This is a genomic window from Aeromonas sp. INTO2, from assembly GCF_049860605.1.
Lineage (GTDB): Bacteria > Pseudomonadota > Gammaproteobacteria > Enterobacterales > Aeromonadaceae > Aeromonas > Aeromonas caviae.
Genome location: NZ_CP187588.1, coordinates 3721349 through 3733277, shown reverse-complemented (window position 1 = coordinate 3733277; position 11929 = coordinate 3721349). Strand labels below are relative to the sequence as shown.

At 59.2% G+C, this 11929-nt stretch carries 15 protein-coding genes and 1 other RNA gene; 12 read left to right on the top strand and 4 right to left on the bottom strand.

Going from position 1 to position 11929, the window contains the following annotated elements; genetic code table 11:
• Positions 1–80: 80 nt before the first annotated feature.
• The 7 genes from rplM to ACPW74_RS17645 all read left to right on the top strand — a co-directional run bounded on the left by rplM (position 81) and on the right by ACPW74_RS17645 (position 4902).
• On the top strand, positions 81–509 hold the full coding sequence (gene rplM, locus ACPW74_RS17675) for a 50S ribosomal protein L13 (protein ID WP_005336289.1): 429 nt from the start codon (positions 81–83) through the stop codon (positions 507–509).
• A gap of 14 nt (positions 510–523) precedes the next feature.
• Entirely contained in the window at positions 524–916 is a 393-nt protein-coding gene (rpsI, locus tag ACPW74_RS17670; RefSeq protein WP_005336286.1) for a 30S ribosomal protein S9, read from the top strand.
• Positions 917–1215: 299 nt separating this feature from the next.
• Positions 1216–1806, top strand: a complete 591-nt coding sequence (gene petA / locus ACPW74_RS17665) for a ubiquinol-cytochrome c reductase iron-sulfur subunit (protein WP_010675854.1) — start codon at positions 1216–1218, stop codon at positions 1804–1806.
• 2 nt (positions 1807–1808) lie between these two features.
• Complete coding sequence (locus ACPW74_RS17660) at positions 1809–3026, top strand: cytochrome b (RefSeq protein ID WP_010675853.1); 1218 nt, start codon at positions 1809–1811, stop codon at positions 3024–3026.
• Positions 3023–3757: a cytochrome c1 gene (locus tag ACPW74_RS17655; RefSeq protein ID WP_279982014.1), complete on the top strand. Its 735-nt coding sequence runs from the start codon at positions 3023–3025 to the stop codon at positions 3755–3757. The genes ACPW74_RS17660 and ACPW74_RS17655 overlap by 4 nt, the downstream gene beginning before the upstream one ends.
• A gap of 87 nt (positions 3758–3844) precedes the next feature.
• Positions 3845–4474 carry a stringent starvation protein SspA gene (gene sspA / locus ACPW74_RS17650; protein ID WP_039040485.1) on the top strand — a complete coding sequence of 210 codons (630 nt, stop codon included), beginning with the start codon at positions 3845–3847 and terminating at the stop codon, positions 4472–4474.
• Positions 4471–4902: a ClpXP protease specificity-enhancing factor gene (locus ACPW74_RS17645; protein ID WP_039040486.1), complete on the top strand. Its 432-nt coding sequence runs from the start codon at positions 4471–4473 to the stop codon at positions 4900–4902. The genes sspA and ACPW74_RS17645 overlap by 4 nt, the downstream gene beginning before the upstream one ends.
• Positions 4903–4945: 43 nt before the next feature.
• Here the strand turns inward: ACPW74_RS17645 and dolP are convergent, their stop codons facing one another.
• From dolP to ACPW74_RS17625, 4 genes are read right to left on the bottom strand one after another with little or no spacing between them, the layout of a single operon-like run.
• Positions 4946–5524, bottom strand: a complete 579-nt coding sequence (dolP, locus tag ACPW74_RS17640) for a division/outer membrane stress-associated lipid-binding lipoprotein (RefSeq protein WP_010675849.1) — start codon at positions 5522–5524, stop codon at positions 4946–4948.
• Between the two features lie 4 nt (positions 5525–5528).
• Positions 5529–6119, bottom strand: coding sequence for a D-sedoheptulose-7-phosphate isomerase (locus tag ACPW74_RS17635; RefSeq protein ID WP_010675848.1), 591 nt, complete (start codon positions 6117–6119; stop codon positions 5529–5531).
• A 9-nt stretch (positions 6120–6128) separates the two neighbouring features.
• Entirely contained in the window at positions 6129–6524 is a 396-nt protein-coding gene (locus tag ACPW74_RS17630) for a YraN family protein (RefSeq protein WP_080770042.1), read from the bottom strand.
• Positions 6442–8232, bottom strand: a complete 1791-nt coding sequence (locus ACPW74_RS17625; RefSeq protein ID WP_233466711.1) for a penicillin-binding protein activator — start codon at positions 8230–8232, stop codon at positions 6442–6444. The genes ACPW74_RS17630 and ACPW74_RS17625 overlap by 83 nt, the downstream gene beginning before the upstream one ends.
• A gap of 199 nt (positions 8233–8431) precedes the next feature.
• Here ACPW74_RS17625 and rsmI point away from each other — a divergent pair, with 199 nt between their 5' ends.
• The 5 genes from rsmI to fliP all read left to right on the top strand — a co-directional run bounded on the left by rsmI (position 8432) and on the right by fliP (position 11928).
• Positions 8432–9265, top strand: a complete 834-nt coding sequence (gene rsmI, locus ACPW74_RS17620; RefSeq protein WP_201888087.1) for a 16S rRNA (cytidine(1402)-2'-O)-methyltransferase — start codon at positions 8432–8434, stop codon at positions 9263–9265.
• Positions 9266–9327: 62 nt separating this feature from the next.
• Positions 9328–9714, top strand: an RNA gene (rnpB, locus tag ACPW74_RS17615) — RNase P RNA component class A.
• 219 nt (positions 9715–9933) lie between these two features.
• Positions 9934–10809: a lateral flagellar motor switch protein LfiM gene (lfiM, locus tag ACPW74_RS17610; protein WP_425858415.1), complete on the top strand. Its 876-nt coding sequence runs from the start codon at positions 9934–9936 to the stop codon at positions 10807–10809.
• 7 nt (positions 10810–10816) lie between these two features.
• Positions 10817–11194: a lateral flagellar motor switch protein LfiN gene (gene lfiN / locus ACPW74_RS17605; RefSeq protein WP_041211834.1), complete on the top strand. Its 378-nt coding sequence runs from the start codon at positions 10817–10819 to the stop codon at positions 11192–11194.
• Positions 11194–11928 (top strand): flagellar type III secretion system pore protein FliP, encoded by a 735-nt coding sequence (gene fliP / locus ACPW74_RS17600; RefSeq protein WP_041211833.1) that lies wholly within the window; start codon positions 11194–11196, stop codon positions 11926–11928. Before lfiN ends, fliP begins: the two co-directional genes overlap by 1 nt.
• Position 11929 lies beyond the last annotated feature (1 nt).

Here is an 11929-nt window from a genome sequence, read left to right as displayed (position 1 = left end):
ACAGGTAGGCCATCGTTTGTTGTTTGTGGGAGAGCCCCCATAAGCAATTGGGTCTGTAACAGGTAATTGGGTTTAACTTAATGAAAACTTTCGTTGCCAAGCCAGAAACCGTAAAACGTGACTGGTACATTGTGGACGCAGAAGGTAAAACTCTGGGTCGTATCGCAACCGAGATCGCTGCTCGTCTGCGTGGTAAGCACAAAGCCGAGTACACTCCGCACGTTGACACCGGTGACTACATCATCGTTGTAAACGCTGAGAAGGTACACGTAACCGGTAAGAAATTTACCGACAAAATGTACCACGCTCACTCCGGTTTCCCGGGTGGTATCAAGTCCATCAGCTTCGACAAGCTGATTCAGCGTAAGCCGGAAATGGTAATCGAAGCTGCCGTCAAGGGCATGCTGCCGAAGGGTCCGCTGGGCCGTGCCATGTTCCGTAAGCTGAAAGTTTACGCAGGCGCAGAGCACGCTCATGCTGCTCAGCAACCTCAAGTACTGGATATCTAACGGGAACTGGCAACATGGCAGAAAATCAATACTACGGTACCGGCCGTCGCAAAAGCTCCACTGCTCGCGTATTCATCAAAGCGGGTAGCGGTAAAATCGTAATCAACCAGCGCTCCCTGGAGCAATACTTCGGCCGTCCGACTGCCCGCATGGTAGTTCGTCAGCCGCTGGAACTGGTCGAGATGACCGAGAAACTGGATCTGTACATCACCGTTAACGGTGGTGGCATCTCCGGTCAAGCTGGTGCGATCCGCCACGGTATCACTCGTGCTCTGATGCAGTACGACGAGACCCTGCGTTCCGAACTGCGTAAAGCTGGCTTTGTTACTCGTGATGCCCGTAAGGTTGAGCGTAAGAAAGTCGGTCTGCACAAAGCGCGTAAGCGTCCGCAGTACTCCAAGCGTTAATTCGCTTTTGGTACGCACTCTCAGGAGTGTCAAAAAAGCCTGGCAATTTGCCAGGCTTTTTTTATTGGTAATGTTACATGTGACAATGCTAAGCATACGTCACAAAAGACAAAAAATTGTGTATTTATTGTTTTTGCCCATCGACTCCCTTTCTTGTCAAATTGTTATCTTTTCTTTAAAATTTCCATGGTCTTTCTGTGTCAATTGCCACTCCGCTTCCATTGCAGTTGTCAGAGGGAGAGGAGAAGTAAACAGGGACACTATAAGAATGAGCGGAGTCCACATGGGAGAGTTTTTGGATGAGCAATGCGCCAGTTGATACCGGTCGCCGCAGATTTCTTACCTGGTCAACGGTTGCCGTTGGCGGTGTAGGAGCTGCTTTTACCGCAGTGCCGTTTATTAAGTCATGGAATCCGAGTGCCAAAGCCAAGGCGGCAGGCGCCCCGGTTGAAGTGGATATCAGCAAGCTGGAGCCGGGTCAGCTAATCCGCGTCGAGTGGCGCGGTAAACCGGTCTGGGTGGTGAAGCGCACCAAGCAGACGCTGGATGCTCTGGCTGCACACGATGACAAGCTGCGGGATCCTGCGTCAGACGAGCCACAGCAACCGGACTATGCCCACAATGGCTACAGATCCATCAAACCGGAAATCTTCGTGGCCGTTGGCATCTGCACTCATCTGGGATGCTCCCCTTCCTATTTGCCCGACAGCTTCGGCGAGCAGGTTCAAGGGGTAACTTCCGGCTTCTTCTGCCCCTGCCATGGCTCCAAATTCGACATGGCTGGTCGAGTGTTCCAGGGCGTCCCCGCACCGCTGAACCTGGTCATTCCGCCATACCAATTTCTTAGCGACACCACCATTCTGGTTGGTGCCGATGGCAAGGAGGCCTGACCATGTTTGCCAAACTCATGGGCTGGATCGATGATCGTTTCCCGCTCACGGCCATGTACAACGACCATATGGCCAAGTATCCGGCGCCCAAGAACCTGAACTTCTGGTACTTCTTCGGCTCGCTTGCCATGTTGGTGCTGGTCAACCAGATCATCACCGGCATCTGGCTGACCATGAACTACAACCCTTCGGCGGAAGGTGCCTTCGCTTCCGTGGAATACATCATGCGGGATGTGGATTATGGCTGGCTGCTGCGTTATATGCACTCCACCGGGGCATCCGCCTTCTTCATCGTGGTTTACCTGCACATGTTCCGCGGCATGATCTACGGCTCTTACCAGAAGCCACGGGAACTGCTGTGGATCTTCGGCATGCTGATCTTCCTGGTGCTGATGGCCGAGGCCTTCATGGGTTACCTGCTGCCCTGGGGGCAGATGTCGTTCTGGGGGGCCCAGGTCATCATCTCGCTGTTCGGTGCCATCCCCGTTATCGGTGACGATCTGACCCTGTGGATCCGGGGGGACTATGTCATCTCGGGTGCGACCCTGAACCGCTTCTTTGCGCTGCACGTCATCGCCCTGCCGCTGGTACTGGTGATGCTGGTGGCCATGCATATCCTGGCGCTGCACGAAGTGGGCTCCAACAACCCCGATGGCATCGACATCAAGAAGCACAAGGACGAGAACGGCTGGCCACTGGATGCGGTCGCGTTCCACCCCTATTTCACCGTGAAGGACATGATCGGGGTAGCCGGTTTCCTGTTCTTCTTCTGTGCCATCATCTTCTTCAAGCCGGATATGTGGGGCTATTTCCTCGAGAAACCGAACTTTGAGGTGGCCAACGGCCTGAAGACACCGGCGCATATCGCCCCGGTCTGGTACTTCACCCCCTTCTACGCCATCCTGCGTGCGGTGCCGGACAAGCTGCTGGGGGTCATCATGATGGGCCTCTCCATCGTGGTGCTGTTCCTGTTGCCCTGGCTGGATCGTTGCAAGGTGCGCTCGGTGCGTTACCGCAGCACCCTGCACAAGCTGAACATCGCCCAGTTCGTGGTCTGCTTCATTATCCTGGGGGTGCTGGGCGTGCTGCCATCAACCCCGACCCTGACGCTGATTGCACAGCTCTGTACTCTGGGTTATTTCGGATTCTTCGTCCTGTTGTTCTTCTACAGCAAGAATGAGAACACCAAGCCGCTGCCGGAGAGGGTGACATTCAAATGAAAAGAATAATTTTTGCAGTGCTGGCCCTGCTGCCTGGTCTGGTGTTGGCCTCTGGCGGTGGCTTCCCCCTCGACAAGGCGGAGTACGATCTGAGTGACAAGGCATCCCTGCAACGGGGGGCCGCCACCTTCATGAACTACTGTGCAGGCTGTCACTCCACCCAGTACCAGCGTTATAACCGGGTGGCGGCCGACATCGGTATTCCGGACGATCTGATGAAGGAAAACCTGGTCTTCACCGGCGCCAAGATCGGCGATCTGATGAAGAGCGCCATGTCCGAGAAGGATGCTGCTCGCTGGTTCGGTGCGCCACCTCCCGACCTGACTCTGGTTGCCCGGGTGCGTGGTGCAGACTGGATCTACACCTATCTGCGTTCCTTCTACGTGGACGAGACCCGTCCATTCGGGGTGAACAACGCCGTCTTCCCGTCCGTGGGTATGCCCCATGTGCTGGAGCCGTTGCAGGGGACGCCCCGCGCCGAGTTCGAGACGCACACCCTGGATGGCGTGGAGATGCAGCAAGTCGTCAGCATCAAATCTGACGGCAACGGTGAAATGAACAACGAAGAATATGATCAGACGGTACTGGATCTGGTAAACTTCTTGGTCTACTCGGCTGAGCCGGTGCAGCAGAAGCGCGAACGCATGGGCTTCTGGGTACTCGGATTCATCGCTATCTTCTTCATCTTCACTGTGCTGTTGAAGAAGGAATTCTGGCGCGACGTTCACTAAGCGACCAGATCGGAGTAATATGACGCACGGCAATGAAGACAGACATGCTTCATTGCCGTTTCTGCTTTTTAATGACGGGAGGGTTCAATGGCTGTAGCTGCCAATAAGCGTTCGGTAATGACGCTGTTTTCCGGTGCCAACGATATGTTCAGCCATCAGGTGCGTATTGTCCTGGCGGAGAAGGGTGTTAGCGTGGATATCTGCCAGGTTGATCCTGCCAACCTGCCGGATGAGCTGGCCGAGCTGAACCCGTACAACACTGTACCGACTCTGGTGGATCGCGAGCTGGCGTTGTACACCTCGCGCATCATCATGGAGTATCTGGACGAGCGTTTCCCGCATCCGCCCCTGATGCCGGTTTATCCGGTCGCGCGCGGCAACAGCCGTCTGATGATGCACCGCATCGAGCTGGACTGGTACTCTCTGGCCGACAAGATCATGGCGGGCACCGATACCGAAGCCGCCCGTGCCGAGTTGCGCGACAACCTGCTGGCCATCGCCCCCATCTTCGGTGAGATGCCCTACTTCATGAGCGAAGAGTTCGGTCTGGTCGACTGCTACATGGCGCCGTTGCTGTGGCGTCTGCCGAGCCTGGGTATCGACTTTACCGGTCGTGGCGCCAAAGAGCTGAAGGCTTACATGGTTCGCCTGTTCGAGCGTGAATCCTTCCAGGCTTCCCTGACCGAGGCCGAGCGCGAGATCCGTGCCGGCGTATGAGCATGGAACCGACAATGACACCCAGTCGCCCGTATCTGCTGCGGGCGTTTTTTGACTGGTTGCTGGATAACGATCTGACTCCCCATCTTGTGGTCAATGCCAACATTCCCCATGTGATGGTACCGATGCAGTTCGTGCAGGATGGCCAGATTGTTCTGAACATCGCCCCCCGGGCCGTGGGCCAGTTCCACATGGACAATGACGCTGTCAGCTTCAGCGCCCGTTTCGGTGGCGTATCGCAGCAGGTCTATATCCCCATGGCGGCCGTACTGGCCATCCATGCCAGGGAGAACGGAGTGGGCACCCTGTTCCCGCCGGAGCCCGGGTATGACCTCTGGCTGGAACAGGCACAGACACCCACGCCGGTTGAGCCCGAGCCGGAACCACCGCGCCCGAGCGGTCGCCCGACCCTGAAAGTCATCAAATAAAAAACGCAGCCTGAAGGCTGCGTTTTTTCATCCTGCCAGATGGTCAATTCTGGGCAAACTCGAAGGCTTTGATCACCTGCTTAACGCCACTGACGTGGCGGGCGATTTCTACGGCCTGATCCCCTTCCTGGCGGGTGACCAGCCCAATGAGGAATACCTCGCCATTCTCGGTGACAACCTTCACCTTGGCGCTGTCGAAGTTCTTGGTGCCCAGCATGTCGGCCCGCACCTTGGAGGTGATCCAGGTGTCATTGCTGCGCACGCCGATACTGACTGGTTTGCCAAGGCGCAGCTCGTTGTAGACATGGCGAACCCCTTCAATCCGGCTCACGATTCTGCCCGCTTCCTGTTTGTAAGCGTCAGAGGGTGTCTGACCCACCAGCAGCACACGGCCGTTGTTGCTGTAGACACTGATCTTGCTGGCGGCGCTCAGGGGCTTGTTGTCGGCCAACAGGTTGGCGGCTTTCAGCTCTATGGTCTGATCGTCCCACTGGGCACCCAGGGTGCGGCGATCGCCGCTCGCTTTGGCGGTGCCAGCCGCGCCACCGACCACCACGGCAGCACAGCCTTGCAGCAGCAGGACGCCGGTCAGCAGGGCAAGAGCGAGAATAGGCTTCTTCATGGTTTCAGTCTTCCTGTTGCGGGAAAAGTGTCTGGTCGATGAGATCACAGAGACAGTGCAGGGTCAACAGGTTCACTTCCAGAATACGAGGACGGCGAGCGGAAGGAACGCGGATCTCCACGTCATTGGGGCCCAGCAGACCGGCGATCTCTCCCCCGTCTCCGCCACCGAGAACAATGATGGTCATGTCGCGGGAGAGGGCGGCCTCCGCAGCCTTGATCAGGCTGCGGCTGTTGCCTGTCGTGGTGATGACCACCAGAATGTCGCCTGGTTGTCCCAGAGCTCGGATCTGCTTGGCATAGACCTCCTCGAAACCGTGATCCGTGGCGATGGCGCTGATGGTCGCCATGTCGGGCGTCAGGGCGAGACCGGGCAGGGAGGGGCGAGGAGTTTCATAGCAGTTCACCAGTTCAGAAATGAATAGCTGTGCCAATGCCGAGGAAGGACCATTGCCACATGCCATCACCTTGTGGCCATTGAGCAGGCAGATGGTCAGCATCTGGGCTGCCGTATGGATGGCATCCGGCAGTGCTTCGGCGGCAGCTATCTTGGTCTGGATGCTCTCGGTGTAATTCTCTTTGATGGGATCAGTCATGGGGTCCTCTTAAAACGCGTTCTGGATCCAGTCCGGCTGGTCGCCCTCGAACGCGATCACATCGAATCGACAGGCCTGGTTGGCCTCATTGATGGCATGTTGCTTGAAATAGTGGCGCGCGGCCAGCACGATCTTGTGCTGCTTGCGCCGGGTGACCGAGCTGGCTGCACCGCCATGAGTGGCGTTGGCGCGATATCTCACTTCAACGAACACCAGGGTCTCTCCCTGGCGCATGATGAGATCGATCTCGCCGCCACGGCAGCGGTAGTTGCGGGTCACGGGTTGCAGGCCTCGTGCCTGCAACCAGCGTTCCGCTATTTGCTCAAAGTGTTGTCCCTTGCTCGTCGCTGCCGACGGCAACAGGTTCAACCACTGCTGGTGAAGTTGTGTCAGTAGCCTCTTCATGAGTCGCATCCTCCAGCTGGGGGGCGGCGCTGTCGCTGACCAGCTTGCCATTCTGGTAGGTGGCCCAGTCCAGCATGCGCACTATGTTGCCCTGGGGATCCACGCTCAGCTGGCCGCTCATGCCGGGTTGCTGCATGGCATTGACCTTGCGCATTTGCGGCAGGTTGCCTGCCAGGCTGACGGCATCGTAGCCGAGGGCGAACAGGCGCAGCAGGTCGCCCTGGGTCTGGGGCCAGAGCAGGGCTATCTGTTCACGCTGCGTCTCGAAGCCACCCAGCAGCAGCGGCATGTCGGAGATATGCATGCCGTTGAGCTCGGATGCCACCTCGGTCGTCCCGCCGTCGTAGCCCCGCGAGCTGCTGTAGATGGGCAGGCTGCCCATGGGATTGACCGAGATGTCCACATAGGGCTTGATCATCCGGGTCTCCAGGCTGTTGGCCACCACATAGACGGCGTCGATGCTGCGCGGCGCGGCATCGGACAACTGGACAATCTCCCCGGCTCGAGCGGTGGAACGGCCGCTCAGAGCGTTCTTGACCATGCCCTGCACTTCGTTGCGTGCCCCGAAGGTGGCAACTACGGGCTTCTCCTGGCTGACGCCGGCCCAGGCCTGTTCAAACGCCTTGATACTGCTGTAGCCAATCCGGCCTTGTGCCGCGATCAGCAGCGGCTTGCGGTAGCCCTGACCATAGAGGTACTGGGCCGCCTGGCTCGCATCGGCAGCGGCGGAGAGCGAGAAATAGAAGGTGTTGTCGTTGACGATCGGCTTGTCCAGCTCGTTGAGCGCCAGCACCGGCACGGTCGGACTCGACTTGAGCAGCTCCTCCACCTGATCCTTGAGCAGGGGGCCGATGATCATGTTGGCCCCTTCCTGAATGGCCTGCTTGTAGAGGTCCCCCATCGCCTTGCCCTGGGTATCATAGAAGTTCAGGGTGAACTGGCTCTGATTTTCTTTGTAGGACATCAACATGCCGTTGCGGATGGCGGCGCCCTGGGCCTCCAGGTTGCCGGAGAGCGGCAGGAAGACGGCGATCTGCTGCAGCGAACCGTTGTCCGTAGTAGCGAGATCCCCAAGGCCGGCCGGCATGTCGCTCTGGGCAGGGTGGTTAGGGAAGCTCTGCTTCCAGCCGGCAAGCTGGCGGGCCAGCTGGCTCGGCTGTGCCCCGAATTCGTTCACCAGCGCCGCAAGACGCAGCCAGCCGGTGGTCACATCGGGAGCTGGCTCCTCTTCGAGCGCCTGCAGGGTGGAGGGGGTCATGCTTTTCAGCAGCGACCAGATCTGCTGGTGATTGGTGGCCAGCTCATTCTTGGCCAGATAAGGTTCCAGCAGGATCAGCGACTTGGCCGCACCAAACTTGTTGTTGATGTCGAGCTGCAGCACCACGCGCTGGCGGTACCAGTCCTTCTGGGTATCGGCATCCAGCACCACATCCGGCTTGCCTTCCAGCAGGATCAGCGCCTGGTTGGCGTTGCCCTGGGCGAGCAGCAGGTGTGCCTGCAGCAGTTGCAACTGCGCCTGCTGCACCGGGCTCTTCGCCTGCTTCTGCAACTGCTGATACAGAGCGGCAGCCGGTTTGGCCTGGCCGAGCGCCAGATAGCTGCGCGCCGCCATCATCTGCCACACGAAGGCCTCTGCCGGTTTGGCGGGATCCACCTGCTCCAGATACCACTGGGCATTCTTGGTCAGATCCGAGAAGGCTGACGGCATGCCGGGTTGTCCGGAAGATTGATTGGGCTCCGACGCACAGGCGGCGAGCAGGACTGCCGCGAGTAGGATGCCGAAGAGTCGTGATACACTTAGCTGCTTTATAACCCGGTTCAAGTTCATTCCCCGACCAGTGTTGAAATTCTCCATAGTGTAAACGGGCCAATATGGCGACACAATTGTCGGGACACTCGGAGCTCCCATGAGTGACATCCCAACCCTGTATATAGTCCCCACTCCGATCGGCAATCTGGCCGACATCACCCAGCGAGCACTGGACGTGCTGCGCAGCGTCGATCTGGTGGCCGCCGAGGATACCCGGCATACCGGGATCCTGCTCAACCACTACCAGATCTCGGTACCGACCTTTGCCCTGCACGATCACAACGAGCAGCAAAAAGCGGATGTGCTGATCGCCCGCATCAAGGAGGGCAAGAGCGTGGCCCTGGTCTCCGATGCGGGGACGCCGCTCATCAGCGACCCCGGTTATCACCTGGTCACCCGTTGTCGCGAAGCCGGGGTCAAGGTGGTGCCGCTGCCCGGTCCCTGCGCTGCCATCACGGCGCTGTCCGCCGCCGGGCTGCCCACCGACCGCTTCGCCTTCGAGGGTTTCCTGCCGGCCAAGGCCAAGGGGCGGGATGATCGCCTGCAAGCCGTCATCGAAGACACCCGCTCTCTGGTGTTCTACGAATCGCCGCGCCGGGTGCAGGAGACGGTGGAAGCCATTGCTCGCATCCTTGGCGAGCGCCAGGTGGTGGTGTGCCGCGAGCTGACCAAGACCTTCGAGTCCATCCACGGTCTGCCCGCCTCCGAGATGCTGGCCTGGCTCGGAGAGGACGATAACCGTTGCCGCGGGGAGATAGTGCTGGTGGTCGCCGGTGCCAGCAAGGTGGATGACGAGTTGCCTGCGGAGGCGATCCGCACCCTGGGCCTGCTGGTCGGCGAGCTGCCCCTCAAGAAGGCTGCGGCCCTCACCGCCGAGATCCACGGGGTGAAGAAGAACGCCCTCTACAAATACGGTCTCGAGCACTATTAATTGCCGTAAACCGGAATTGACGGTTTACCCCGTCTGTCTCGCGAGGCTATAATCCGCGCCTCGGAGTTGGCTGGGCAATCGCTGCTTCGTCGTTGTGTCCCTCGGGACAGACGGGCGGAGGGGAGGAAAGTCCGGGCTTCACAGGGCAGGGTGCCAGGTAACGCCTGGGGGGCGCGAGCCTACGACCAGTGCAACAGAGAGCAGACCGCCGATGGCCCGCAAGGGATCAGGTAAGGGTGAAAGGGTGCGGTAAGAGCGCACCGCGCGACTGGCAACAGTTCGTGGCACGGTAAACTCCACCCGAAGCAAGACCAAATAGGCCCCTATTGGCGCGGCCCGCGTTGGGGGCGGGTAGGTTGCTTGAGCCAGCGAGCGATTGCTGGCCTAGAGGAATGATTGCTACCCGGGGCAACCCGGTACAGAACCCGGCTTACAGGCCGACTCCGACCTCTTTCTGGTAAGTGATTACCTCGAAATCCCGGCACCTTTTGGTGCCGGGATTTTTATTTTCGGCTGGTCACGCGGTCGCGTGGCGCCTTTTGGGGTTTTGTAATAAAGTTCTCGCCCCTTTCGGTCGCTCTGTGTCGTCTGGGCTATCGGTATCGATCATGGAGCCGGCATGTCTCCATGCAGCAGGACGAGATGAAAATGGCAAAGGTGGATTTGTAATGTCATCAAGCGGCGTAATGCACACCCCTTCCCGGTTGATCTGTGCCGAGCGGGGCAGAGCCCTGCCTCAATATGACTTGCTGGGGGTCGAGAGGGCCAACCAGGCCCGTCTCAGGCAACTCAACACCCAACTGAGCGTCTTTTCCCAGCAGGCGTCGGGCTGCATGGCCCAGTTGTTCAATGCGGCGGAATGCGATCTGGGTTACCAGGACTTTTCTTCTGCGTTGCCGCAAGAGGAGGATGATCATCAGGTCTGGGTCGAAGCCCGTACTCCTCTGGATGCCCAGCGTGTCGCCTTTTTCTCCATCTCTCCTGCGGTCATCTATCGGCTTGCCGTGCTGTTTTTCGGCGGCACTCTGCAACACAAGGGGGCCACGGCACCCCATGGCAGGGGATTGACCGACACTGAACAGCAACTGCTGCTGCGGCTGTGCCAGTATCAGGTGGAAATCTGGTCGACCTGTCAGGGGCAGGGAGACCTCTCCTGGCAGCTGAATCTGATCTCCCGGGAGGCCCTGCCCGCAGGCCCGCTCTGGAAGGCGCAGGCCAGTATGCTGGCCGGTGGCAGCCAGCACGATTGGCAGTTCTGGCTGGCGCCCCCCGAAGAGGCGCCCGGTATCGCTGAAGGTCAGCGTGTGCAGGTGGCGCAACTGGAAGAGGCGCTGATCCAGGTGCCGGTGCGGCTGCGGGTAGTCATGGGGCAGATGTCCATGACGCTGGCGGATCTCGAATGCCTCAAGGTGGGAGATGTGCTCTCGCTGGATTTACCCGAGGTGGTGCCGGCCCTGATCGGCCAGCGCCCCTGTTTCAATGGACGCATTGCCGAACATAAAGGCAGCCTGGTGTACCAGGTCGCAACAGTGGTAGAGGAGTAGTCGAATCGTGAACGAGCACAACATGAATGACCCGCTGGATCTGGATGGCCTGGATCAGCTGTTTGGGGACGACATCAGCATGCCGAGTGCGGCCGACTACATGGCGCCGACCAGCAGTACCAAGCAGCGGGATCTCTCCTTCTTTCACCACATTCCGGTCAAGGTGACGCTGGAAGTGGCCAGCACCGAGGTGGCGCTGGGCGAGCTGATGAAGGTGGAAGAGGGGGCCGTCATCGAGCTGGACAAGCTGGCGGGCGAGCCGCTGGATGTCCGCGTCAACGGGCGCCTGCTGGCCAGGGGCGAGGTGGTGGTGGTCAACGGCAAATACGGGCTGCGGCTGGTGGACGTCGTGGACACCAAATTGCTGGGCGGCATGAACGACTGATGCGTTATCTGCTGGTTGCCCTGCTCCTGCTGGCGTTGCCGAGCTGGGGCGCGGACATGACGCTGTTCTCGGTATCGCCGAGCGAAGCAGGGGGAGAGGACTACAGCGTCAAGCTGCAGATCCTCTTCTTCATGACCCTGCTGGGTCTGCTGCCGACCCTGCTGCTGATGATGACCAGTTTTACCCGGATCATCATAGTGCTGGCCATCCTGCGTCAGGCCCTGGGATTGCAGCAGAGCCCACCCAACCGGGTGCTGATCGGCATCAGCCTGATCCTGACCCTGGTGATCATGAGGCCGGTCTGGACCGAGATGTACCAGAACGCCTTCGTGCCATACGACCAGAACGAGATCACCCTGACGGAGGGGCTGGCCCGCGCCGAAAAACCGCTGCGCCAATTCATGCTGGCCCAGACCCGGGAGCCGGATCTCGAGCAGATGCTGCGCATCTCCGGAGAGCCGACCACCCTCGCCAAGAGCGAGGTGCCGTTCGGCGTGCTGTTGCCGGCCTTCGTGCTGAGCGAGCTGAACACCGCCTTCCAGATAGGTTTCATGCTGTTCATCCCCTTTCTGGTCATCGATCTGGTGGTCGCCAGCGTGTTGATGGCCATGGGGATGATGATGCTCTCCCCTCTCATCATCTCGCTGCCATTCAAGTTGATGGTCTTCGTGCTGGTGGATGGCTGGTCCATGACGGTCGGTACCCTGGCGGCCAGTTTCGGCGGGGGAGGCTGAC